The sequence below is a fragment of the Baekduia sp. Peel2402 genome (assembly GCF_052567285.1).
In genome coordinates this window covers 5,204,084-5,226,633 of the sequence record NZ_CP199582.1, presented here as the reverse complement: position 1 = coordinate 5,226,633, position 22,550 = coordinate 5,204,084, and the positions used below count along the sequence as shown (strand labels likewise).

General features: G+C 72.9%; 21 protein-coding genes. 9 read left to right on the top strand and 12 right to left on the bottom strand.

Features of this window, described 5'->3' with window-relative positions:
* Position 1 precedes the first annotated feature (1 nt).
* The 3 genes from ACT01A_RS25475 to ACT01A_RS25465 are packed head-to-tail and all read left to right on the top strand — an operon-like array spanning position 2 to position 2,472.
* Positions 2-1,081 carry a hypothetical protein gene (locus ACT01A_RS25475; protein ID WP_445149922.1) on the top strand — a complete coding sequence of 360 codons (1,080 nt, stop codon included), beginning with the start codon at positions 2-4 and terminating at the stop codon, positions 1,079-1,081.
* Between the two features lie 33 nt (positions 1,082-1,114).
* On the top strand, positions 1,115-1,789 hold the full coding sequence (locus ACT01A_RS25470) for an MBL fold metallo-hydrolase (RefSeq protein WP_445149921.1): 675 nt from the start codon (positions 1,115-1,117) through the stop codon (positions 1,787-1,789).
* Positions 1,786-2,472: a Crp/Fnr family transcriptional regulator gene (locus ACT01A_RS25465; RefSeq protein WP_445149920.1), complete on the top strand. Its 687-nt coding sequence runs from the start codon at positions 1,786-1,788 to the stop codon at positions 2,470-2,472. The genes ACT01A_RS25470 and ACT01A_RS25465 overlap by 4 nt, the downstream gene beginning before the upstream one ends.
* A gap of 6 nt (positions 2,473-2,478) precedes the next feature.
* On the opposite strand, the gene ACT01A_RS25460 is transcribed toward ACT01A_RS25465, so the two are convergent.
* Positions 2,479-4,251 (bottom strand): hypothetical protein, encoded by a 1,773-nt coding sequence (locus ACT01A_RS25460; protein WP_445149919.1) that lies wholly within the window; start codon positions 4,249-4,251, stop codon positions 2,479-2,481.
* A gap of 82 nt (positions 4,252-4,333) precedes the next feature.
* Between ACT01A_RS25460 and ACT01A_RS25455 the strand changes: the two genes are divergently transcribed.
* Positions 4,334-6,022 carry a CHASE2 domain-containing protein gene (locus ACT01A_RS25455; RefSeq protein WP_445149918.1) on the top strand — a complete coding sequence of 563 codons (1,689 nt, stop codon included), beginning with the start codon at positions 4,334-4,336 and terminating at the stop codon, positions 6,020-6,022.
* A 90-nt stretch (positions 6,023-6,112) separates the two neighbouring features.
* On the opposite strand, the gene ACT01A_RS25450 is transcribed toward ACT01A_RS25455, so the two are convergent.
* From ACT01A_RS25450 to ACT01A_RS25415, 8 genes are all read right to left on the bottom strand, one after another.
* Positions 6,113-6,838, bottom strand: coding sequence for a hypothetical protein (locus ACT01A_RS25450; protein WP_445149917.1), 726 nt, complete (start codon positions 6,836-6,838; stop codon positions 6,113-6,115).
* Between the two features lie 135 nt (positions 6,839-6,973).
* On the bottom strand, positions 6,974-7,633 hold the full coding sequence (locus ACT01A_RS25445; protein WP_445149916.1) for a hypothetical protein: 660 nt from the start codon (positions 7,631-7,633) through the stop codon (positions 6,974-6,976).
* Positions 7,608-8,384, bottom strand: a complete 777-nt coding sequence (locus ACT01A_RS25440) for an urease accessory protein UreD (RefSeq protein WP_445149915.1) — start codon at positions 8,382-8,384, stop codon at positions 7,608-7,610. Before ACT01A_RS25440 ends, ACT01A_RS25445 begins: the two co-directional genes overlap by 26 nt.
* Positions 8,350-9,039, bottom strand: coding sequence for an urease accessory protein UreG (ureG, locus tag ACT01A_RS25435; RefSeq protein WP_445149914.1), 690 nt, complete (start codon positions 9,037-9,039; stop codon positions 8,350-8,352). Before ureG ends, ACT01A_RS25440 begins: the two co-directional genes overlap by 35 nt.
* Complete coding sequence (locus ACT01A_RS25430) at positions 9,029-9,652, bottom strand: urease accessory protein UreF (protein ID WP_445149913.1); 624 nt, start codon at positions 9,650-9,652, stop codon at positions 9,029-9,031. The genes ureG and ACT01A_RS25430 overlap by 11 nt, the downstream gene beginning before the upstream one ends.
* Positions 9,653-11,359, bottom strand: coding sequence for an urease subunit alpha (locus ACT01A_RS25425; RefSeq protein ID WP_445149912.1), 1,707 nt, complete (start codon positions 11,357-11,359; stop codon positions 9,653-9,655).
* Positions 11,356-11,649: an urease subunit beta gene (locus tag ACT01A_RS25420; RefSeq protein WP_445149911.1), complete on the bottom strand. Its 294-nt coding sequence runs from the start codon at positions 11,647-11,649 to the stop codon at positions 11,356-11,358. Before ACT01A_RS25420 ends, ACT01A_RS25425 begins: the two co-directional genes overlap by 4 nt.
* Positions 11,649-11,954, bottom strand: a complete 306-nt coding sequence (locus ACT01A_RS25415) for an urease subunit gamma (protein ID WP_445149910.1) — start codon at positions 11,952-11,954, stop codon at positions 11,649-11,651. Before ACT01A_RS25415 ends, ACT01A_RS25420 begins: the two co-directional genes overlap by 1 nt.
* Before the next feature lie 208 nt (positions 11,955-12,162).
* Between ACT01A_RS25415 and urtA the strand changes: the two genes are divergently transcribed.
* From urtA to ACT01A_RS25390, 5 genes are all read left to right on the top strand, one after another.
* Positions 12,163-13,416: an urea ABC transporter substrate-binding protein gene (urtA, locus tag ACT01A_RS25410; RefSeq protein WP_445149909.1), complete on the top strand. Its 1,254-nt coding sequence runs from the start codon at positions 12,163-12,165 to the stop codon at positions 13,414-13,416.
* Between the two features lie 71 nt (positions 13,417-13,487).
* Positions 13,488-14,378, top strand: coding sequence for an urea ABC transporter permease subunit UrtB (gene urtB, locus ACT01A_RS25405; protein WP_445149908.1), 891 nt, complete (start codon positions 13,488-13,490; stop codon positions 14,376-14,378).
* The gene (gene urtC, locus ACT01A_RS25400; protein WP_445149907.1) at positions 14,375-15,445 is read left to right on the top strand and encodes an urea ABC transporter permease subunit UrtC; all 1,071 of its coding nucleotides are present in this window, start codon (positions 14,375-14,377) and stop codon (positions 15,443-15,445) included. The genes urtB and urtC overlap by 4 nt, the downstream gene beginning before the upstream one ends.
* Positions 15,442-16,215: an urea ABC transporter ATP-binding protein UrtD gene (urtD, locus tag ACT01A_RS25395; RefSeq protein ID WP_445149906.1), complete on the top strand. Its 774-nt coding sequence runs from the start codon at positions 15,442-15,444 to the stop codon at positions 16,213-16,215. Before urtC ends, urtD begins: the two co-directional genes overlap by 4 nt.
* The gene (locus tag ACT01A_RS25390) at positions 16,212-16,913 is read left to right on the top strand and encodes an ATP-binding cassette domain-containing protein (protein WP_445149905.1); all 702 of its coding nucleotides are present in this window, start codon (positions 16,212-16,214) and stop codon (positions 16,911-16,913) included. The genes urtD and ACT01A_RS25390 overlap by 4 nt, the downstream gene beginning before the upstream one ends.
* Positions 16,914-16,921: 8 nt before the next feature.
* On the opposite strand, the gene ACT01A_RS25385 is transcribed toward ACT01A_RS25390, so the two are convergent.
* From ACT01A_RS25385 to ACT01A_RS25375, 3 genes are read right to left on the bottom strand one after another with little or no spacing between them, the layout of a single operon-like run.
* Positions 16,922-19,819, bottom strand: a complete 2,898-nt coding sequence (locus ACT01A_RS25385) for an ATP-binding protein (RefSeq protein WP_445149904.1) — start codon at positions 19,817-19,819, stop codon at positions 16,922-16,924.
* The gene (locus tag ACT01A_RS25380) at positions 19,816-20,208 is read right to left on the bottom strand and encodes a response regulator (RefSeq protein WP_445149903.1); all 393 of its coding nucleotides are present in this window, start codon (positions 20,206-20,208) and stop codon (positions 19,816-19,818) included. The genes ACT01A_RS25385 and ACT01A_RS25380 overlap by 4 nt, the downstream gene beginning before the upstream one ends.
* Entirely contained in the window at positions 20,205-22,496 is a 2,292-nt protein-coding gene (locus ACT01A_RS25375) for a LuxR C-terminal-related transcriptional regulator (protein ID WP_445149902.1), read from the bottom strand. The genes ACT01A_RS25380 and ACT01A_RS25375 overlap by 4 nt, the downstream gene beginning before the upstream one ends.
* Between the last annotated feature and the right edge of the window lie 54 nt (positions 22,497-22,550).

The following is a 22,550-nucleotide window of genomic DNA, read 5'->3' as shown; positions in this document are numbered from 1 at the left end:
CATGTCCATTCGCAACGCAGCGCTCGGCCCCGCCGTGGTCGCGGTGCTCGCCCTCGCCCTCTCGGCGGCCCCGGCGACGGCCGCGGTGAAGTGCTCGCCCGGCAAGCGACAGAAGGTCGTCGCGCGCTCGGCGCAGGCGGTGGTGCTCAAGGCCCGGCCGTTCTGGTACTCGGGTTACCAGCTCTGGGGCTGCTCCCGGCGCACCGGTGCCCGCCGCCTTCTGACGACGGGCGACGAGGACCGTGAGCTCCGGTCGGTGCTCCTGCGCGGCACGCACGTCGGCTACGTCGACGCCGGCACCGAGGAGACCTCCTACACCGTCGTCAGCGACGACGCGGTCCGTCGCGGCCGCCGGATCGCGCGAGACGCAGCACCGGACGCGCTCGACGTCGCGCTGCGGATGGGCGACGACGGCTCGCTCGCCTGGCGGGACATCACGCGGGCCGGACAGCGGCTGTGGCTGTGGCGACCGGGAGATGGCCCGCGGCTCGTCGACGAGGGCTTCAACCTGACCCGGATGCGCTTCAGCGGCCGCACGCTGGGCTGGAGGCACGGCTCCGCCGACCGCGCATCGGCGCCGACACGGACCGCCTGCCGCGGATGGGCCGGCCCGGGCAGCACGACGACCGTCGACGCCATTCTCTCCACCCACCAGACGGTGCGCTTCTGCTGGCGCGCGACCGGCAGCTCGGTGACGCTGCCTGCAGGGACGCCCGCCGTGACAGGTCCTTGGGTCGCCGTCGCGAGCGCGAGGCAGATCTGGGTCGTCAACCTGCTCACGAACGAGTGGCGCACAGTCGCCTGGGACGGGGCCGTCGACGCGATCGTCGTCGACGAGCACGGGTCGGTCGCCTGGACCGTTCCCACCTACACCAGCGGCGGCCACCCACCCGAGTACCTCACCAAGACCGTCGCCGTGTGGGTCGACGACGCCGCCGGCACCCACGCGTCCGGCGTCGCGACGATCTATGACCAGGTCGGGATCGCGCGGGACGGCTCGTGGGTTCGCTGGGCGGTCTCCGGGGAGGTGGACGGCTCGGCCACGCTCCTCCCCCGCCCAGCACCGCCCGTCACCGGTTGACGCCCGCTCACCGACCGAGTGGAATGGCGCGCAATGCAACAGCTCGCCGATGATGTCTGGCATGTCCCGCTGGGGCCGCGGGATGCGGTCAACGCCTATGTGTTGGGAGAGGTGCTGATCGACTCGGGGTACAAGTTCCAGTCGGGCGGTGCGGTCAAGGCGGCGCGGAAGCTGGGCGTCAAGGAGCACGCGCTGACGCACGCGCACCTGGACCACGCTGGTGGGTCGGCGAAGGTGTGCCGGGAGCTCGGGCTCGAAGGGGTCGCGGTCGGCGCGGTCGACGCCGACGACGTGCGCAGCGGCAAGCCCGCCCCGCCGCCGCAGACGCCGGGGCCGCTGAAGGGCGTCGGGCGCTGGTACGGGAGCTTCGAGAAGGCACCGGTGCTCAAGGAGCTGCACGAAGGCGACACCGTCGGTCCCGGGTTCGTGGTGCTGGACGTGCCGGGGCACTCGAACGGCCATGTCGCGTTCTGGCGGGAGAGCGATCGCCTGCTCATCGCCGGGGATGTGCTGTTCAACATGCACTTGATCACGACGGCGGCCGGGCTGCGCGAGCCGCCGAAGCCGTTCACGATGAACCCGGCGATCAACCGCGAGTCGATCAAGAAGATCGCGGCGTTGGAGCCCCGGACCGTCGGCTTCGGGCACGGGCCGGTGCTGCGCGAGGACGCGGCGACGCGCCTGCGCGCGGTCGCGGCGGGGTTGTGAGCGGCGCGCCGGGCAGCGGCGGCTTCGCGCTCCTCGCCGACGCCGACCCGGAGGAGGTCGCGCGCCTCCTCCAGAGCGGACGGCGGCGCACGTTCACCGCGGGCGAGGTCGTCTTCCACGCGGGCGATCCGGCCGACACCATCCACCTCGTACGCTCCGGGCGGTTCGCCGTGCGGATCACGACGGAGTTCGGGGACGTCGCGACGCTCAACGTCGTCGGCCCCGGCGACGCGTTCGGCGAGCTGGCGCTGCTCACGCCGGGCGCGCCGCGCAGCGCGACGGTCGCGGCCCTCGAACGCGGTGAGACGCTCAGCGTCCACCAGCACGACTTCGCGCGCCTGCGCAAGGAGCGCCCGCAGACCAACGACCTGCTCATCGAGCTGCTCGCGACCCGCGTGCGGCGCCTCTCCGAGCAGCTCGTCGACGCGCTCTACGTCCCGGCCGAGACACGCGTCCGGCGCCGCCTGCTCGACGCCGCCGCCGCGTTCGGGAACGTCGAGCGCAACGCGACGATCCCGCTGACCCAAGACGAGCTGGCCTCCATGGCTGGGACGTCGCGCGCGACCGTCAACAAGGTCCTCCGAGATGAACAAGGCCTTGGCGCCGTCCAGCTCGGGCGCGGCAAGACCACCATCATCGACCCCGACGCGCTGCGCCGCCGCGCGCACGGGCTGTTCACGTAGGCCTCGCTACCGGCGGCGCGCCGACGCCGGCGGCTTGGCCAGGTACCGCTGCCCCGCCCGCACCCGCACCGTCTTGCGCAGCCCGAAGTCCCGCACCGCCACCACACCCTCCTGCACCGCCGTCAGCGTCCCCGGATGCGCATCGCTCGCGCAGCGGTCGACCATGATCCACCGCGTCCCGCGCACGATCGCCGACCCGTAGCGCCCCTGCGTCTTGATCCGCCCCTTCGCCCGCACCCGCACGCGGCGCCCGGGCGGCGGCCCATCGCTCACCGCACGGCGCACCGCGCGACAGCCCACCAGCGGGCCAGACAGCGTCAGCCGCCCCGGCCGCTGCGTGCCGTCGAGCTCCCGCGGCTGCGTCACCAGCACGCGCCCTTCGCCGATCGACGCCGACGCGGTCTTGCCGTCCTCGCGCGTGACGAAGAAGAGCGCAACGGTCCCCTCACGCGCGTCGACCTCCGTCCCCATCGCGATCGACTCGGCGTCTCCCAACAGCACGAACTTCGACGTCCCTGGGCGCCGGATTCGGATCGTCCCCGACGTCACCCGCGCGACCGCGGTGCGCCCGAGCACCGGCGGCGAGACGCCGGGCGGCGGCGTCGAGCCCACCACCGGCGGGGTCTCGGCGGGCGGCGTGGTCCGCGGCGGATCGGCCGGCACCGCGACCTCCGTCACCGCCCGGATCCGATGGTTGAACGCGTCAGCGATCAGCACCCCGCCGCTGCCGTTCTCGACCGCAGCCCGCGGGTGCGAGACCTGCCCCGCCGCCGGCTCGCCGCCGTCGCCGCTCAACCCCAACACGCCCGTTCCGGCCAGCGTCGAGATCGTCCCGTCCGGCGCCACCGCGCGCACGCGCTCGTCGCCCGTGTCCGCGATCAGGATCCCGCCCGCCGCGGTCGGCGCCACGCCCTCCGGAGCGGCGAGCCCAGCCGCGGTGGCCGGCCCACCGTCGCCTGCGAAGCCCACCGTCGCGCTGCCGGCGACCGTGTCGATCACGCCGCCCGCGCTCACCCGCCGGATCCGGTTGTTCCCCGTGTCGGCGATCAGGTAGCCGCCGCCCGGCAGCGCCGCGACCTTCGAGGGCGCGGTGAGCCGCGCGCCCAGCGCCGAGCTGCCGTCGCCGCTGAAGCCCGCGGGGTTGGACGGCAGCGACGCGCTGGCGCTGATCCCGCCCGCGGCGTCCACGCGACGCACGCGGTTGTTCCCCGTGTCGGCGATCAGGAAGCCGCCGTCCGCCGTCGCCGCCACGCCCTGCGGAGCGTTCAACAAGGCGTTGGTCGCCGGGCCGCCGTCGCCCGACGTGCCTGCCTGCAAGCCGATCCCGGCGGCCGTCGTGATGATCCCCGCCGCCGACACGCGCCGGATGACGTTGTTGGAGGTGTCGGCGAACAGGAAGCCGCCGTCGGCCGTCGCCGAGACGCTGCGCGGGAAGTTCAGGCGCACGGTCGGGTCGGTCGCAGGCACCCCGTTGCCCGCGAACCCGCCGCCCTGCCCCGTGATCGGCCCCGCCCCCGCGACCGTCGTGATCGTCCCGTCCGCCGCCACCCGCCGGATCCGGTGGTTGGACGTGTCGGCGATCAGGTACGCCCCGCCGCCACCTGGCACAACCGAGACGTCCGACGGCGCCGTGAGCAGCGCGGCGGTCGCCGCGCCACCGTCGCCGGCGTAGCCGCCGGCGCCGGATCCCGCGACCGTGTCGAGGCGCTGCGCCGCGCTCGCGGCGGCCGCGAAGACCGCCGCGACCAGCAAGCCGATGACCAGGACCCGGGTGCGCATGGCGCGATCATCGCGCAGCGGGCGGCACACGTCGCGCGCGCCCTCGACACGCCGTCTGTCGAATCGGCGACACTTCCGCGCCATGGACCGCGTCCGCCGCGCGCTGATCGTCGCCGTGGCCGCCTGCGCGGTGACCGGTGGCGTCGCCGCGACCGGGATCCTCGACCGCGCCGAGGACGCCACCGTCGACGAGCGCTTCGCGCTGCGCGAGTCGCTCGACGCGCCCGGGCCGCCACCCGATGTGGTGGTCGTTGGGATCGACGACGACAGCTTCGAGCGGCTCGACCAGCAGTGGCCGCTGCCGCGCGCGCTGCACGCCCAGGCGATCGAGACGCTGCTCGCCGCGGGCGCGCGGCGCGTCGTCTACGACGTGCAGTTCACCGAGAAGTCCGACGACGCCGCGGGCGACGCGAAGCTTCTCGACGCCGCCGCCGACCCACGCGTCGTCCTCGGCACCACCGAGCGTGATGCCGACGGCGCGCCCGCGATCCTCCCCGGCGCGAGCGACGACGTGCAGGTCGGCTTCGCCACGTTCCCGGTCGACGGCGACGGCGTCTGGCGCGACCTCGCCGCACGCGACGGCGCCGACCCGACGCTCGCGGTCCTCGGTGCGGGCGGCAACGCCAACGCCCCGACCCGCCCGATCGACTTCACCCGCCAGATGACCGAGGTCCCGTTCGCGAGCGTCGTCGAAGACGACCTCGATCCAGACGCCGTGCGCGGCAAGGTCGTCGCCGTCGGCGCGACCGCGACCTCCCTGCGCGACGACCACGCCACGCCGGTCGGGACGATCCCGGGCGTCTGGGGCCACGCGGCCGCGATCCAGACCATCATGGACGACTACCCGCTGCGCAAGGCGCCGCTGATCGTAGGCATGGTCCTTGCCTTGCTCGCCGCGCTCGCGGCGCCGCTGGCGACGCTGCCCGGTCGGCGCGACCGCGCGGTGTGGCGCGCGCTGGCGGCGGGCGCGGCCGGTGCCGTCCTCCTCGCCGCGCTCGCGCTGCTGGCCTTTGTCGCGGCGGGCGAGATCCTGCCCCTCACCCCCGCGCTGCTCGCGCTCGCCCTCGGCACCGCCGGCGCCGTCGGCATCACCTACGTGTCGGAGTCCCGCGGCCGCGCCCGCACGCGCCTGGCCTTCGAGCGCTTCGTCGCCCCCGCCGTCGTCGACGAGATCCTGCGCCGCGAAGGTGGTGAGCTGCGCCTGGAGGGCCGCCGCGTCGAGGCGACCGTGCTCTTCTGCGACCTGCGCGGCTTCACGACGCTGGCCGAGACGCTCGACGCCGAGCAGGTCATCGCGGTCCTCAACCGCTACCTCGACGGCGTCTCGGGCGCGATCTTCGACCACGGTGGCACCGTCGTCTCCTTCCAGGGCGACGGTGTGATGGCCGTCTTCGGCGCGCCGCTCGAGCAACCTGACCACGCGTCTCGCGCCGTAGCCGCCGCACGCGAGATCCTTAACAACGCGCTCCCGGAGTTCAACACGTGGTTGACAACGGCAGTGCCAGGGGCGCAGGCGCTGGACGCTGGCATCGGCGTCAACTCGGGGCCCGTGATGTCCGGGGCGGTCGGCTCCGAGCACCGGATCGAGTACGCCGCGGTCGGCGACGCCACCAACGTCGCGGCCCGGCTTCAGGCCCAAGGCCAGGGCCTGCTGGTGGCGAGCACGACCTACAACCTGCTCGCAACGACCGACGCCGCCGGGTTCCGTCCCGGCGGCGAGGTCGAACTCAAGGGCCGCCGCGAGGCGGTGGCCGTCTACCGTCCGGTGTGATCCCCACCAACGGTTCGCCGTCCCCTGCGTCCGTGCAGGGAGCCGTGGCGGACCGTCGCACCGGACGGGGCTTGGGGTGCCGTGGGAGCGCTAGACGCTCTTGGGCACGCAGATGACGAAGGTGCGCAGGTCGCGCGGACTGCCGGTGGCGTTGCGGCCCGTGACCCGCCAGCCGGTCACGACGCCCTCGGAGGAGACCAGCGGGTAGGAGCTGGCCAGCTGCGCGTCCAGGGACGTCGCCGACTCGGTGCCGGGGATGAACCAGCCGCCGCCACCGCCCGTCGCCCTCTCGGTCGGGGCGCACGACACCGAGTGCGAGGAGCCCGAGCCGTCGGGAACGTTCGCGGCGGAGGTCATGACCACGCGCGCGCTGTTGGACTGGAACTCGGTCGAGTCGCGGCCGTCGAGCTTGTCGGAGTCCTTGGCCGTGTCGGCCGTCGTCGCGTGGTCGGCCTCCTTCGCCTTGTCCGCGCTCTTGGCCGTGTCGGCGCTCTTGGCCGTGTCGGCCGACTTCGCCGAGTCCGCCGTCTTGGCGTGGTCGGCGTTGGCCGCGTGGACCGCCTCCTGCGCCGTCTTGGCGTTGTCGGCCAGCTTGGCGAGGTTCGCGAGGTTGGCGATCGGGACCAGGCCCAGCGTCGACTCGCGGATCTGGACGCCGGTGAGCGTGTCCTTGCGGACCTTGCCGGCGGTGACGCTGCCGGCCTTCAGGCTCTTGCCGTCGAAAGAAGCGGCCTGGCCGGCGGCGGCGCCGAAGCCCATGACGGCGATGGAGGACGCGACCGAAGCGGCGGCGATGCGGGTGGCGATGGTGCTCATGAGATCTGCTCCTTGGCTCTGTGGCGGAGGGCCCCTTGCCCTCCTCCGTTTCGTTGGAGCAACTCTCTCGCCGCCGGGGCGCCGGGTCTGTTCGATCCTCGACGCCCGTTGTGTCAACTGCGCGACACAGCGCGGCTAGGTCGCGTACCACGCGCCGAAGGCGAGCGAGAAGACCGCCAGCGCCGGGATCGCGCGCTGGGTGTGGCGGTGCGTGAGGACGCGGCCGTAGACCGCGGTGCAGACCGTCATCGAGAGGATCGAGGTCGGCGCGAAGATCGCCAGGGCGAGGATGGCGTCGGTGGTCGAGGGCAGCTTGGTGGCGAGCAAGAGGACGATCGCGCCGGTGCCGCCGAGGCCGTGAAGGGCGCCGATCAGCGCAGACTGGTGGGCCGAGCGGGTCGTGTGTGCGCCGGTCGCGGGGCGGTGCTGCCAACGCCAGAGCATGCGCAACGCGAGCAAGATGATGGCGATGCCGATGACGCGCTCGGCCGCGGACTCCAGCCACGCGGGCAGCGCGGCGTCGGCGAGCAGCAGCGGGATCCCCACGGCGAGCAGGACCGCGGCGTGGCCGATCCCCCAGGACGCGCCGAGACGGGCGGCGTCGCGCGGACCGGCGTCGCGCTCGCCGCCGACCAGCGCGGTGACCGCGACGAGGTGGTCGGGGTCGGTCGCGTGGCGCAGGCCGAGCAGCGCGGCGAGCGCGAGGACGACGAGCAGGCCGGCGCCAGAGAGGCCGGAGGCCAGCCAGGCGTCGAGCGTCTCGACGGGGTCATACAGCCAGTGGAAGCTCATCATGGGCGTGGGTGGGGAACAGGATCTCACTCCAGCGGCGCTGGAGCGGGTCGAGGCGTGCGGCGGTGGTGGTCAGGGAGGCGGCGGGCAGCGCGAGCAGCGTGCCCGCGCGCGCGAGTTGTAGCGCTTGGTCGTCGTCAGCCCGCTGGCCGTAGAGCGCCAGCGTGTCGAGCGCCCGCACCCCCGCGCCCGCCACGACGCAGGACGACAACAACGCAAGGTCCCCGGTGTCGAGCTGCTCGACGTGCAGCTCGACACCGTTGTGCTGGATGTCGGTCGACGACGCGAGCCGGCCCGCGGTCTCCCCCACGCGCCCGAGGACGAGCGTGTCGCGCCACAGCAGCGCGGCGTCGTCGGCCAGCGCGGCGCGCGTGGTGCGCTGGAGGTCGCACCCCGCGCAGAGCGTCAGCGGCTGGCCGAGCCACGCCACGCGCGCGCCCTCCGCGAGCGTGACGGAGACGTCGAGCGCCGCGCCATCGCCGCCGCGCACGTCGTGGGCGATCATGCCCGCGACCTCGACGAGCTCCAGCCGGCAGCCCGCGCCTGCCGTCACCGCGAGCGCGACGCGGTCGCCGGACAGCAGCGACGCCGCGGTCTGGACGAGCGCCACACGGGCGACGCCGCCCGCGCCCGCAGGCAGGACGCGCGCGCGGAGCAGGCCGGACGCCGAGAGCCGCACGACCCGCGTCCGCCCGTCCGGACCGGCGTCGCAGCCGATCTCAATGCGCGTGGTCGTGCCCGTGCCCATGCCCATGGGGCGCCATCGGTCCCGGATCGGCGGGCACGAGCGTCCCGGCCCGGTGACGCGCGAGCTCCTCGCGCACCCAGCCGGCGATCGCCTCGACGCTGGCCGGATCGCGGACCGAGACCGCCAGCAGCGGCCGGTCGCCGCGGCGCTCGCGCGCATCCGACACCATCAACTCGACGTCCGCGCCGACTAGCGGCGCGAGGTCGACCTTGTTGATGACCAGTAGATCGGCCCGCTCGACGCCCGGCCCGCCCTTGCGCGGCACGTCGTCGCCACCCGCGCAGTCCAGGACGAACACCTGCGTGTCGGCCAAGGCGGGTGAGAACGTCGCGGTGAGGTTGTCACCGCCGGACTCGATCAAGACCACGTCTAACGGGCCGACCTCCGCCTCCAGCGTCTCGACCGCCAGCAGGTTCTCCGAGACGTCGTCGCGGATCGCGGTGTGCGGGCAGCAGCCGGTCTGCACGGCCACGATCCGCTCCGCGGGCAGGACGCCGGTCGAGCGCAGGAAGCGCGCGTCCTCGTCGGTGTAGATGTCGTTGGTGACGACGCCGATCTCGATGTCGCCCGCCAGCGCGCCGCAGAGCGCGGCGGCCAACGACGACTTGCCGGTGCCGACCGGGCCGGCGATGCCGACCCGTAGTGCTCGCTCAACTGACAAAGAGCCTCCTCGAGTTGCCGTGGTGTTCCTCCGCGCGGAGGTCGAGCAGCGGGGTGGCGAGCGCGGGCAGCGCGCCGTCGCGCGCCGCCCGCTCAGCCAGGGTCTCGACCAGCGGTGCCATCCCCGCCAGCCAGGCCGCCGCCTCGAGCGCGTCGACCGCGCCGAGCTTGGGGGCCGCGGCGGCGACCGCCGCGGCATCGTCGTAGAGCGACAACTCGGCCACGGCGCGCGGCGTCATTCCCGCCGCCCGCGCCGTCAACCCGAGCACGACGCAGCGCGGCGTGAGCGCCGAGGCCGCCGCGTAGGTCTGCACCGCGTCGGGCCACAGCCGCGCGCCCAGACGCAGCAGCGCGCGGCCTTGGCGTCGTGCGGCGTCGCGCCACGCGGGCGCGGGCGTGCGCGCCGCCCATGCGGCGTCGAGCGCCAAAGGATCCGCGCCACCGCACACCCGCGCGGCAACCGCCGCGTCGAGCAGCCCGACCGTGCGCAACCGGGCGTCCATGAACGCCGGCACGTCGCGTGGCGGCAAAGCGGCGGCCTCCAGGCCACCCGAGTGCGCGAAGCCCCCGGTGGGTGTGCGGCCGTCGGCGAGCAGCAGGGCCAACATCATCATCTAGAAGAACGAGTACCGCTGCGCGAGCGGCAGCTCGGACACCGGGTCGGGCGCGATCGCCTCGCCGTCAACCGTGACCACGAAGGTCTCCGGGTCGACCGCGATGTCGGGCGTCGCGTCGTTGTTGATCATGTCGGCCTTGCCGACCCCGCGCGTGTCGGCGACGCCGACCAGCCGCCGCCGCAGCTCCAGCCGCTCTTCGACGCCGTCCTCCAGCGCCGCCGGGGCGACCCAGGAGATCGAGTAGGACGGCGCGGCGCTCGGAGCCGCCGCGAACATCGGCCGCCCAAAAACCGGCTGCGGCGTCGGGATCGAGGCGTTGGCGTCGCCGATCGGCGCCCACGCCAGCGCGCCGCCCTTGATCACCATCCGCGGCCGGATCCCGAAGAACGCGGGGTCCCAGAGCACGAGGTCAGCGAGCTTGCCGACCTCCACGGAGCCGACGTCGGCCGCGATCCCGTGGGCCACCGCCGGGCAGATGGTGTACTTGCTCACGTAGCGCTTCGCGCGGGCGTTGTCGGCAGGACCATCGCCCGCCAGCGCGCCCCGCTTGGCCTTCATCACGTGCGCGGTCTGCCACGCCCGGATGATCGTCTCGCCGATCCGCCCCATCGCCTGCGAATCGGAGCCGATCATCGAGATCGCACCGAGATCATGGAGGACATCCTCGGCCGCCATCGTCGACGCGCGGATCCGCGACTCGGCGAACGCCAGGTCCTCCGGCACCTTCGGGTTGAGGTGATGGCAGACGATCAACATGTCTTGGTGCTCGGCCAGCGTGTTGATCGTGTGCGGCCGCGTCGGGTTGGTCGACGAGGGCAACACGTAGGACTCGCTCGCGATGGCGATGATGTCGGGCGCATGGCCACCGCCCGCACCTTCGGTGTGGTAGGCGTGAATCGACCGCCCGGCGATCGCGCCCAGCGTCGACTCCAGGTAGCCGGCCTCGTTCAGCGTGTCGGTGTGGATCGCCGCCTGGACGCCCCAGCGCTCGGCGCCGCGCAGGCAGGCGTCGATCGCCGCGGGCGTCGAGCCCCAGTCCTCGTGCAGCTTGAAGCCCGCCGCACCCGCCAGGACCTGTTCGTCCAGCGACGCCTCCGATACGGTGTTGCCGCGGCCCAACAGCAGGATGTTGATCGGCGCGCCGTCCAGCGCGCGGTGCATCAGCGTCAGCCCGGCGGGCGTCGTGCAGGTCGTCGCGCGCGTGCCCTCGGTCGGCCCGGTCCCGCCGCCGACCATCGTCGTCACACCCGACGCCAGCGCCTCGTCGACCAAGGTGGGGGTGATGAAGTGGACGTGGCAGTCGATCGCGCCCGCGGTCAGGATCCGGCCCTCGCCGGCGACCACGTCGGTCCCCGGCCCGATCACCAGCGCCGGGTGCACGCCGTCCATGACGTCCGGGTTGCCCGCCTTGCCCAGCGCGACGATCCGCCCGTCGCGCACGCCGACATCGCACTTGACGACGCCCCAGTGGTCCAACACCACCACGTTGGTGATCACGAGGTCCGGCGCGCCCGCCGCGCGCGTCGCCAGCCCCTGCAACATCGACTCGCGGATCGTCTTGCCGCCGCCGAAGACCGCCTCGTCGCCGCCAACGCAATGATCTTGCTCGACCTCGATCCAGAGGTCCGTGTCGGCCAGGCGCACGCGGTCGCCGACCGTCGGCCCGAGCAGCTCGGCGTAGCGCCGTCGATCGACAGAGCTCACGCCCGCACCTGCAACCCCGGCACGCGCCGCGCGCCCGCCAAGGCCACCAACTCGACCGCCCGCGCCGCACCCGGCTCAAAGCGCACCGACGTCCCGGCCAGCACGTCCAGCCGGAAGCCCTCCGCCGCCGCGCGGTCGAACGCCAGCGCGGCGTTCACATCGGCGAAGTGGAAGTGCGACCCAACTTGAATGGGTCGGTCGCCGGTGTTGAGCACCTCGACGACACGGCGCTCCCGGCCGGGCGCGAGCTCCACCGCCCCCTCTCCCGTGACGATCTCTCCGGGGATCATCACGGGATCGGGTGGTGGAGCGTCACGAGCTTGCGCCCGTCCGGGAACGTCGCCTCGACCTGGACCTCGTCCAACAGCTCGGGCACGCCGTCCATGACCTCTTCACGCCCGAGCACCGCCCGTCCGGCGCTCATCAGCTCCTCGACCGTCGCGTCGCCGTCGCGGGCCCGCTCCAGGACCCAGCACGCCAGCAGCGCGACGGACTCAGGGTGGTTGAGCCGGACGCCACGCCCGCGGCGCTCTCGGGCGACCATGCCCGCGACGCTGAGCAGCAGCTTCTCCTGATCGGACGGGGTGAGGCGCATCGGCGGCGAACATGCCACCTCAGACCCCGGCCGCTCAAGCGCTTTCACCCCGGTCTCGCCCCGCTCACCCCGCCCCTCACCCCGGGACCACGACCGGCCGGTCGGGCGTTCACCCCGCGACTCCGACAGGCGGTCCGATCAGCCCGGCCCAGCGGCGCGACAGGCTGGCCGCGTTCGCACCGCACACATTCCCTGGGAGGGACCCTTGATGCACCTGACCCACCTGCGGGGCCGCCGAACGTGGCTGCCCGCGCTCACCGCCTGTCTGGCCGCGGCCGGGCTCGCCGCCGGCTGTGGATCGTCCTCCGACGACAAGGCCTCCGGCTCGACCGGCGGCTCGTCCTCGGGCGGCACGATCAAGGTCGGCGTCCTACACTCGCTGAGCGGCACGATGGCGATCAGCGAGGTCTCGGTGAAGGACGCCGAGCTGCTGGCCATCAAGGAGATCAACGCCGAAGGCGGCGTCCTGGGCAAGAAGATCGAGCCGGTCGTCGAGGACGGCGCGTCGGACTGGCCGACGTTCGCGGAGAAGGCCCAGAAGCTGATCTCCCAGGACAAGGTCGCCGCGACCTTCGGCGGGTGGACCTCGGCGTCGCGCAAGGCGATGCTCCCGGTCTTCGAGCGCAATAAGGCGTTGTTGTACTACCCGGTCCAGTACGAGGGCCTGGAGTCCTCGCCCTACATCTACTACTCGGGCGCGACGACCAACCAGCAGATCATCCCGGCGCTCGAGTACCTCCAGAAGGAGAAGGGCACCAAGAAGCTCTTCCTGGTCGGCAGCGACTACGTCTTCCCGCGCACGGCCAACAAGGAGATCAAGGCCTGGGCCAAGGCCAACGGGATGACGGTCACGGGCGAGGAGTACGCGCCGCTGGGCTCCACGGAGTTCTCGACGATCGTCAACAAGGTCAAGGCCTCCGGCTCCGACGCGGTGTTCAACACGCTCAACGGCGACAGCAACGTCGCGTTCTTCAAGCAGTTGGAGGGCGCGGGCCTGCCGGCCGACAAGCTCCCGATCGTCTCGGTCTCGATCGCCGAGGACGAGGTCCGCGGCATCGGCGCCGCGAAGGTCAAGGGCCAGATCGTGGCGTGGAACTACTACCAGACGACCCCGGGGGCGGCGAACGAGAAGTTCGTCGCGGCCTACAAGGCGGCCTACGGCAACAACCGCGTGACCGACGACCCGATCGAGGCCGCCTACCTCCAGGTCAAGATCTGGGCCGCCGCGGTCAAGAAGGCCGGCTCGACCGACGTCGAGAAGGTCAAGGCCGCCTCCGGGGGCCTGACGATCGACGCGCCTGAGGGCAAGATCACCGTCAACGGCGAGAACCACCACATCACCAAGACCGCCCGCATCGGCGTGATCCAGGCCGACGGCCTGATCAAGACGGTGTGGGAATCCGACGGGCCGATCGACCCCGACCCGTACCTGAAGACCTACCCCTGGGCCAAGGGGCTCTAGGGGCCTAGACGACCGCACGCGCGGGGTGTCCTCATCGCGAGGACGCCCCGCGCCGCCGTCCCCACTCCGCCATGGCTGCACTCCTCTCACAGCTCTTCGTCGGCCTCTCCATCGGCTCGATCCTGCTGCTCGTCGCGCTCGGCCTGACCTTCACCTTCGGCCAGATGGGCGTCATCAACATGGCGCACGGCGAGCTGATCATGGCCGGCGCCTACACGACCTACGAGGTCCAGAAGGCGCTCGGGCCGGGCTCGGTCACCACCGCCTTCCTGCTCTCGCTGCCGGTCGCGATGGTCGTCGCCGGCCTGATGGGCCTCGCCCTGGAGGCTGGGCTGATCCGCCGCCTCTACGGCCGTCCGCTCGACACGCTGCTGGTCACCTGGGGCGTCTCGCTGATGCTCCAGCAACTCGCACGCGACCTGTTCGGCGCCCAGAACGTCGCCGTCGCCAGCCCGAGCTGGCTCAGCGGCGGGATCTCGCCCTGGGGCATCGACATGCCCTACAACCGCTTGTTCATCATTGGGCTCGCGCTGGCCGTCACCGCGGGCGCGTGGGTAGTCGTCAGCCGGATGAAGCAGGGCCGCCGGATGCGCGCGGTCATGCAGAACCGCCAGCTCGCCGCGGCCTCCGGGATCGGCACCGCGGGTGTTGACCGGCGCACGTTCTTCCTCGGGTCGGGCCTGGCCGGGATCGCCGGGGTGGCGATCACGCAGCTGGGCTCCGTCGGCCCGACGCTGGGCACCAACTACATCGTCGACGCGTTCCTGGTGGTCGTGGTCGGCGGCCTGGGCTCGCTGCGCGGCGCGGTGCTGGCGGCGCTCGCGCTCGGCATCATCAACTCGCTGTCGGAGTACTGGACGCAGGCGTCGCTGGCCAAGGTCATCGTCTTCGTCTGCATCGTTGCGTTCCTGCAGTTCCGCCCGCAGGGCATCGTCGCCCAACAGAGCCGGGGGCTGGCATGACCGCCCTGGCCTCCACCGCTCGCCGCCTCGGCGGGACCCGCGAGCAGACGACGTTCCGGATCGGCTTCCTCGTCTGCGCGGTGCTGCTGCTGCTCGTCGCCCCGGCGTTCCTGTCGGACTTCCGGCTCGGGCTGCTGGCCAAGTACCTGTGCTTCGCGATCGCCGCCGTCGGCATCGCGGTCGCGTGGGGCAACGGCGGGATGCTCGTGCTCGGCCAGGGGATGTTCTTCGGCCTCGGCGGCTACTCGATGGCCATGTACCTCAAGCTGCACGAGGCCGGCTCCGAAGGGCTGCCGGACTTCATGGTGTGGTCGGGCGTCGAGAAGCTGCCGGTGATCTGGAAGCCGTTCGAGCACGCGTGGTTCGCCATAGCCGGGGCGGTGTTGATCCCGGTGGCGATCGCGACGCTGCTCGGCCTGCTCGTATTCCGCAGCCGCGTCAAGGGTCCGTACTTCGCGATTCTGACCCAGGCGCTGGCCGCGGCGTTCGTGATCCTGCTCGTCGGCCAGCAGGGCTGGACCGGCGGCACCAACGGGCTGACCAACATCCAGTCCTTCTTCGGCCTCCAGCTCGCCGACGAGAACGACCGGCGCACGCTGTACCTGGTCGTCGCGGTCGTGCTGGGCGCCGTCTACCTGGTGGCTCGTCAGCTGCTCTCCAGCCGTTATGGCCGGCTGCTGCTGGCGGTCCGCGACGCCGAGGACCGCGCGCGGTTCCTGGGCTACAGCCCGACCAAGGTGAAGGTCTTGGCCTTCGCCACCGCCGCGGGCATGGCCGGGTTGGCGGGCGCGCTGTTCGTGCCGGTCGTCGGGATCATCTCCCCCGCCCTGCTCGGCGTCGTGCCGTCGATCGAGATGGTGATCTGGGTCGCGGTCGGCGGGCGCGCGTCGCTGCCGGGCGCGATCGCCGGCGCGCTGCTAGTCAACTGGGGCAAGACGGAGTTCAGCGAGCAGTTCCCGTCGCAGTGGACCTACGCGCTGGGCGCGCTGTTCGTGATCGTGGTGGCGTTCGCGCCGCTCGGGCTGGCCGGCGTCATCAAGGGCGCCAAGGAGCGCTTCGCGTCATGACCGAGTCCCTTCTCCAGATCCGCGACCTCAGCGTCAGCTTCGACGGCTTCCACGCGCTGACCGACGTCTCGCTGGACGCCACCGAGGGCGAGGTCCACTTCCTGATCGGGCCCAACGGCGCGGGCAAGACCACGTTGGTGGACATCGTCACCGGCCTCACCAAGCCGACCAAGGGCTCAGTCCACTTCGCCGGCGAGGAGCTGGTCGGACGCAAGGAGCACGAGATCGTCCACATGGGGATCGGGCGGACGTTCCAGACCGCCAGCGTCTTCGAGGCGCTGAGCGTCGCCGACAACCTCGACCTCGCCGCGAGCTTCCGGCTCGGGCTGCGCAAGATGCTGCGCAAGCGCCGCGGCACCGACCCGCGGGTGGCGGACGCGTTGGAGACGACCGGCCTGGCCAACGTCGCCGACCGCCCCGCCGGCGCGCTCTCCCACGGCCAGAAGCAGTGGCTGGAGATCGGCATGTTGTTGGTCCAGGAGCCGCGGATGCTGCTCTTCGACGAGCCCGTCGCGGGCATGAGCCCCGACGAGCGAACGCGGACCGGCGACCTGATCCGGCTCACAGCGCAGGGGTGCACCGTGTTGGTCGTCGAGCACGACATGGACTTCCTGCGACGGTTCGCCGACCGCGTGACGGTCCTGCACGAGGGCAAGGTGTTGCGCCACGGCGCGACCGTCGCCGAGGTCCAGGCCGACGAGCAGGTCCAAGAGGTGTACATCGGCCGTGCCAAGGACGGCCGCGGGCGCGTGGAGGCCGAGGCATCATGATGGAGTTGACGGTGACCGGGCTGCACGCCAGCCACGGCCGGACGCCGGCGCTGTTCGGCGTCGACCTATCGATCACCGAGGGCGGCTCGTGCTGCGTCCTCGGGCGCAACGGCGTCGGCAAGACCTCGTTGATGAACGCGATCATGGGCGTCCTGCCCACCCGCGAGGGAACCGTGACGCTGGACGGCCGCGACATCACGCGGATGCCGCCGTGGGAGCGCGTGCGGCTCGGGCTCGGCTACATCCCGCAGGAGCGCACGGGCTTCGCGCACCTCACGGTCGCCGAGAACCTGCGCGTCGTGCTGGAGACGCGGCCGGGCGCCAAGCGGTCCGACGTGGACGACGTGCTCGACCTGTTCCCCAGGTTGAAGCCCTTGCTCAAGCGTGCCGCCGGCTTCCTCTCCGGCGGCCAGCGCCAGCAGCTCGCGATCGCGCGGGCGCTGCTGACCAAGCCCAAGATCCTGTTGTTGGACGAGCCAACCGAGGGCATCCAGCCGTCGATCGTCGCCGAGATCGAGGAGGCGATCGTCGCCTTCCACGACCGCGACGGCCTCGGGATCCTGCTCGCCGAGCAGTACGTCGAGATGGCCTTGCGGATGGCCGAGCGCTACATCGTGCTGGAGGCCGGCCAGGTCGTGTCGGCCGGCGCGACCGCGGAGCTGAGCGCCGAGGACGCGGGCAAGCTGCTGGCGATCTAGTTGGTGGCCTAGCCGCTGACCGGCGTGACCGCGACGAGCGCGTCGCGCAGCTCGCGCAGTGCGGCGGCGAGCTGCTCCGCTGGCGCTCCGGCCGCGGCCTCGCGCTCCAGGCGCTGGGCGGCATCGGCGGCCGGGACTGCGCCGACCGTGCGGCTCGCTCCCGCGACCTGGTGGGCGAGGCGGCGCAGCGCCTCGCGGTCGCCGTCCTCCAGCGCGTCGGCGAGCAGCTGGACCTCGCCCTGGATCGACGCCGCATAAGAGGCGAGGATCTGCGCGCCCAGCTCGGCGTCCCCGGCGACTAGCTCGTCGAGCGCCGACCCGTCGATCGCCGGCGGTGGGAGAACGGCCCCGCCCACCCCGGCTTCCGGCTCCGGCCACGCGACGTGCGGCAGGTAGCGGCGCAGCGTCGCCGACAGGATCGCCATCGTCGTCGGCTTGGTTACGACGTCGTCCATGCCCGCCTCTCGGCAACGGTCCAGCTCACCCTTCAGCGCGCTGGCGGTCAGCGCGAGCAGCGGTGTGCGGGCGCGATCCGCCGCGCGCTCGGCCTCGCGCAGGCGCCGGGCCAACTCATAGCCATCGACATGCGGGAGCTGGATGTCCGTGAACACCAACCCGTAGGTGTTGCTCGCAAAGAGCGCCAGCGCCGCGTCCGCGTCGCCCGCGGCGTCGACGCGGAACCCGATCGCCTCCAGCTGCGCGGCCAGCACCTGGCGGTTGACCGGGTGGTCCTCGACCAAGACCACCAAGCTGCCCTCGGCCTCGGCGTCCTCTCGAGACGGCAGCGCGCGCCGTCCGCTCGCAACGCCCGTGCCGCCACCCGCTGGCGCGCTCACGTCCTCCCCCACACCCACCGGCAGCACGAGCTCGATCGTCACCGTCGTGCCCGCGCCGGGCGCGCTGCGCAGCGCCACCGCGCCGCCCATCGCCTCCACGAGCTGGCGGCAGATCGCCAGCCCCAGGCCCGTTCCCTCGCTGCTGCGCGCGTGATCGGTCGAGGCCTGCGTGAACGGAACGAACAGCCGGCGCTGGTCCTCCTCGGCGATCCCGATGCCGGTGTCTGCGACCGACAACGCCAGCCGCTGCGCGCCGCTCGCGCCGCGGCCGTCGTCCAGCGCGCGCAGCGCGACCGTCACGCCGCCGTCGCGCGTGAACTTCATCGCGTTGCTCAGCAGGTTGCCGAGCACCTGGCGCAGGCGCCCTTCGTCCACGACATGCGCCGCCGCCACCGCGTCGTCCACCTCCACCGTCAGCTCCAGCCCGCGCAGCCGCGCCGCGTGGCGGTGCTGGCCGGCGACGTCGGTCACCAGCGGTCCGACCGCGACCGTCGCGGGCGACAGGTCCAAGAACCCCGCCTCGATCTTCGAGAAGTCCAACACGTCGCCGATCACCGCCAGCAGCGCGCGCGACGAGCCCATCGCGACGTCGACCAGCTCGCGCTGGCGGTCGTCCAGCGCGTCGAGCGCGAGGATCTCCAGCGTGCCGGTCACCGCGACCAGCGGCGTGCGCAGCTCATGGCTCATCATCGCCAGGAACGCGGACTTCGCGCGGTCGGCGGCCTCGGCGTCCTCACGGGCGCGACGCAGGTCGGCCTCCAGCGCCTTGCGCTCGGTGACGTCGGCGACGAACCCGTACAACTCGGCCGAGCCGTCGCCGTTCTGGACCGTCAGCGCCTGGCCCTGCATCCAGGCGACCTCGCCGTCGGCGGTCATGATGCGGTACTCGTGCGCCCACGCCTGCCCGCTGCGCGCCGCGCCCAACATGGTGTCCAACCACGGGCCACGGTCCTCGGGCAGCACCGCGCGCGCCATCCCCGGGAAGTCGATGTCCTGGTTGCGCACCGTGCGGTGGATCGAGCCGTGGCGGCTGGCGAAGCGCACGTTGAAGCCGCCGTCGTGGCCGACGTGGAACTGGAACACCGCGCCGGGCACGCGGTCGGCGATCGTCTGCAGGCGCTTCTCGGCCTCACGCGCCTCGCCCTCGGCGCGGCGCCGGCCGGCGAGGTCGTTCTGGATCGCGTCGGCCATCTCGTTGAAGTCGCCGGCGAGCTGGGTCAGCTCGGCGACGCCGTGGGGCTCGGCGCGGTGCGACCAGTCGCCGAGCGTGATCCGGCGCGTGACGTCGGCCAGCCGCGACAGCGGCCGGACGATCGCACGCGCGGACACCAACAACCCGGCCGCCAGCACGGCAGCGAGCAGGACGAGGATCGCGGTCTGGGCGGCCAGCAGCTGGTCGGTGCGGCCCTGGAGCTTCTCCGCGCGGCGCGCGGTGCGGGCGTCGACCAGCGCGGTGAAGCGGTCGATCGCCTCCATGATCTTGCGCTTCTGCGCGTGGTAGTTGTCGTCGACCAACCGCTCGTAGTTGGGCGCGACCTCGCGCAGGTAGTCGCGGTCGACGCCCGCGGCGATCCGCGGCGCGACCTCGTTCATCATCTTGAGCTCGAGCAGCGCGAGGTCGTTGGACGCCTCCAGCGACGCGGCCAGCGCCGCGAACTCCTCGGGCGAGAAGTGCGCGCGGCGCATCAGCTCGGTCAGCGCCGCCGGCGGCCCGCTGCGCTCCTGGCTCTCGCCGTCGGCCAGGACGCGATCCCAGTAGGACGAGTCATAGTCCAACGGCCGCGGCGCGTCGCCAGAGCGGATGTCGAGGATCTGGTTGTAGTAGCGGCGAAAGCGCGGGTCGCCGGTCGTCACGTACAACCGGACCATGCGCGTGAGGTCGTTGGAGCTCTGGCGCATCCCGTCCGAGAGCCGGAACGAGGTCACGCGCTGACGCTCGGCCTGGGAGCGCGCGGTCGCGGTCCGGACCTGGAGCACCGTCACGACCGACAGCAGCGCGGCGAGGACCACGACCACGCCGAGCAAGGCCTTCAACAAGCCTCGGATCGACGGCGTCGCGCGCCCGGTCATGGCGTGCGCTGTAGGGAGACGACCTCCAGCAGGCGCCGCGCGGTCAGCGGCTTGCGCATCACGCCGAGGACCGTGAGCCCGAGCGCCAAGGCGGTCGCCTCGGCCTCCCGCACCAGCGGCTCCTCCAGCCCGCTGGCGATCACCAGCCCGGTGTCGAGGTCGCGGTCGGCGAGGTGGCGGAAGAACTCAAAGCCGTCCATGCCGGGCATGTCGAGGTCGCAGACGATGACGTCCGGCCGCCGGCCCGCGTCCAGGAGCGTCAGCGCGCCCTCGCCGTCGGCCGCCTCCAGCAGCGCGCCCGCGCCGAGGTTGGCGAGGATCTGGAGCATCGTGCGCCGCTGGAACTCGTGGTCCTCCACGACCAAGACGGTGCAGTGGGCCAGGGTCATCGACGGTCCTCCGAGATGCTCAGGATGCCCTCGCCCTCCGCCGGCGTCAGCAGCCCGAGCGCGCGGCCGCGGTCCACGGCCTCGGCCCGGGAGGCGACGCCGAGCTTGGCGTACAGCGTCCGGGTGTGGGTCTTGATGGTGTTGCGCGAGATGTACAGGTCGTCGGCGACCTGGCGCAGGCTGCCAGGGCCCGACAGCGCGGTCAGGACCTCGACCTCGCGCGCGCTCAGCACGGGCGCGGCGTCGAGGTGACCGGTGCCGCGGTACGGGCGCTCCGGATCGGCCAGGACGGCCTCCAGCGCGGCGGGCAGCAGCCCGGCGTCGGTGGCGTCGCCGAGCTGCGCGCGGGCGGCGGCGACCACGGCGGCGGCCTCGTCATGGTCATTGAGAACGGCGAGCGCGCGCGCCAGCTCCAGCTGCACGGCGCCGACGACCAGCGAGGAGTCCGTCCAGCCGCGCGCGAGGTCCAGGCCGGCGCGACAGCGGCGCGCCGCCTCCTCCGGCTCGCCGATGAGCGTCAGCAGCTGGGCGCGCGCGCAGACCACGGGCAGCGCGTGCGGCGACGCGCGCAGCGGGCCGTTGTCGCGGGCGGCGACCGCGGCGTCGGTCAGCAGCTGGGCCTCGGCGACGTCGCCACGACGCAGCGCGACCAACGCGAGGACCGCGCGCGGCAGGTAGGCGACCAGCGGCAGGCCCGACGCGGGCAGATGAACCTGTTCTTGTAGGGCTTGATGGGCGAGGCGCTCGGCCTGGGCGTCGCGGCCCTGGAGGTGCAGATGCCAGGCGGTCAGCGCCTCGACCGCGGCGCGCACCGGCGCGCCGCGGGGCAGGACAGCGAGCGCGCGCTCGGCGGCGCGGACGGCGCCGGCGAGGTCGCCGAAGCAGAGCATCGCCTCCAGGCACAGCGCGGCCAGCGCGTAGGAGGCGGTGCCGTCGGGCATCGGTCCCTCCCACCCCGCGCGCTCGCCGGTGGCCAGCCAGCCGTCGCGGCGGTCGCGGTCACCGCTCAGCGCCGCCAGGAGCGCGGAGACGTAACACAGGCGCGCGTCCGCGCCGACGACCTCGGCCGGGAACAGCGCCAGCCACTCGCGTGCGCGGCCGCCGAGCGAGCCGGACTGGACGAAGCGGATCGAGTGGCAGGCCAGCAGCTCGGCGGCGAGGTCCCAGTCGCGCGCGGCGAGGTAGTGGCCCATCGCCTCCTGCAGCTCGCCCTCGCCGCCCTCGGACTCCAGCCACTCCCCCGCGCGCACGTGCAGCGCGCGCGCCCGGCCGGCGTCGAGCGCCAGCAGGCGGTTGCGCAGCACGTCGCGCAGGAGGTGGTGGCAGCGAAACCACTGGCGCGAGCGGTCCAGGGGCGAGAGCAGCAGCGACGAACGCGTCAGCGACGTGAACGCCGCGCGCGTGCCGACGTCGTCGCCGAGCAACCGCACGCACAACTCGACGTTGAAGCGCTCCAGGACCGAGGTCTCCAGGATGAAGCGGCGCTCGTTCTGCGGCGAGGAGGCCAGGACTTCGTCGACCAGATCGCCGATCAGGTCCTCGTCGGAGGCGTGCAGCTGGGCGACGACGTCGGCGGGCGCGTCGCCCAGGCGCAGGCGCAGCGCGGCGAGGTAGAGCGCGGCGGGCCAGCCTTCGGTGCGGCGCTCAAGCGCCTGCGCCGCCTCGTCGTCCAGCGTCAGACCCAGCGCGTCGCGCAAGAAGCGGCGCGACTCGTCGGCGCCGAAGCGCAGGTCGTCGGCGCGGAGGTCCAGGACCTCGCCTTGGGACCGCATCCGCGTGAGCGCGTCCAGCTCGGGATCGCGCCGGGTGGCGAGCATGATCCGGTGGGCGTGCGGCAGCCGCGCGAGGAACCAGTCGACGCTGTCGCGCGTGACCGGGTCGGCGACGGCGAGGTGAACGTCGTCGAGGATGAGCGTGATCGGCTCTGGCGCCTGCGTGAGCGCGTCCAGCAGCGCGATCAGGACGCCGTCTCTGAGATCGGCATCCGGCGCCTCGGCGGCGTCGCGGGCGGCGTCGATCGCCTCGCCGACGACCGGCCGCAGCGCGGTCAAGACCGCCAGCCACAGCCGCGAGCCCTGGTCGTCGGCGTCGACCGAGACCCACGCGACGCGCTCGGGCTCCCCGGCCCGCGCCGCCCACTGCGCCAGCAGCGTCGACTTCCCGAAGCCCGCGGGCGCGCTGGCGACCACGACCCGCGCGGCGCTGCGGTCGATGGCGTCCAGAAGCGGCGCGCGCTCGAGGTGCTCGCTGCGGACCGGCGGGAGGTGGAACTTGGTCTGCGGGAACACCGTGTCCCGAGAATCCTTCCGGACACAGTCCAGTCCGGTTAGGTCCAACCGGTC

Excerpts from the sequence above, each read along its gene's own strand:
- ACT01A_RS25475 (WP_445149922.1), top strand. The coding sequence starts at position 2 with ATGTCCATTCGCAACGCAGCGCTCGGCCCCGCCGTGGTCGCGGTGCTC.
- ACT01A_RS25470 (WP_445149921.1), top strand. The coding sequence starts at position 1,115 with ATGCAACAGCTCGCCGATGATGTCTGGCATGTCCCGCTGGGGCCGCGG.
- ACT01A_RS25460 (WP_445149919.1), bottom strand. The coding sequence starts at position 4,251 with ATGCGCACCCGGGTCCTGGTCATCGGCTTGCTGGTCGCGGCGGTCTTC.
- ACT01A_RS25455 (WP_445149918.1), top strand. The coding sequence starts at position 4,334 with ATGGACCGCGTCCGCCGCGCGCTGATCGTCGCCGTGGCCGCCTGCGCG.
- ACT01A_RS25450 (WP_445149917.1), bottom strand. The coding sequence starts at position 6,838 with ATGAGCACCATCGCCACCCGCATCGCCGCCGCTTCGGTCGCGTCCTCC.
- ACT01A_RS25445 (WP_445149916.1), bottom strand. The coding sequence starts at position 7,633 with ATGATGAGCTTCCACTGGCTGTATGACCCCGTCGAGACGCTCGACGCC.
- ACT01A_RS25440 (WP_445149915.1), bottom strand. The coding sequence starts at position 8,384 with ATGGGCATGGGCACGGGCACGACCACGCGCATTGAGATCGGCTGCGAC.
- ACT01A_RS25430 (WP_445149913.1), bottom strand. The coding sequence starts at position 9,652 with ATGATGATGTTGGCCCTGCTGCTCGCCGACGGCCGCACACCCACCGGG.
- ACT01A_RS25420 (WP_445149911.1), bottom strand. The coding sequence starts at position 11,649 with ATGATCCCCGGAGAGATCGTCACGGGAGAGGGGGCGGTGGAGCTCGCG.
- ACT01A_RS25415 (WP_445149910.1), bottom strand. The coding sequence starts at position 11,954 with ATGCGCCTCACCCCGTCCGATCAGGAGAAGCTGCTGCTCAGCGTCGCG.
- urtA (WP_445149909.1), top strand. The coding sequence starts at position 12,163 with ATGCACCTGACCCACCTGCGGGGCCGCCGAACGTGGCTGCCCGCGCTC.
- urtB (WP_445149908.1), top strand. The coding sequence starts at position 13,488 with ATGGCTGCACTCCTCTCACAGCTCTTCGTCGGCCTCTCCATCGGCTCG.
- urtC (WP_445149907.1), top strand. The coding sequence starts at position 14,375 with ATGACCGCCCTGGCCTCCACCGCTCGCCGCCTCGGCGGGACCCGCGAG.
- urtD (WP_445149906.1), top strand. The coding sequence starts at position 15,442 with ATGACCGAGTCCCTTCTCCAGATCCGCGACCTCAGCGTCAGCTTCGAC.
- ACT01A_RS25390 (WP_445149905.1), top strand. The coding sequence starts at position 16,212 with ATGATGGAGTTGACGGTGACCGGGCTGCACGCCAGCCACGGCCGGACG.
- ACT01A_RS25385 (WP_445149904.1), bottom strand. The coding sequence starts at position 19,819 with ATGACCGGGCGCGCGACGCCGTCGATCCGAGGCTTGTTGAAGGCCTTG.
- ACT01A_RS25380 (WP_445149903.1), bottom strand. The coding sequence starts at position 20,208 with ATGACCCTGGCCCACTGCACCGTCTTGGTCGTGGAGGACCACGAGTTC.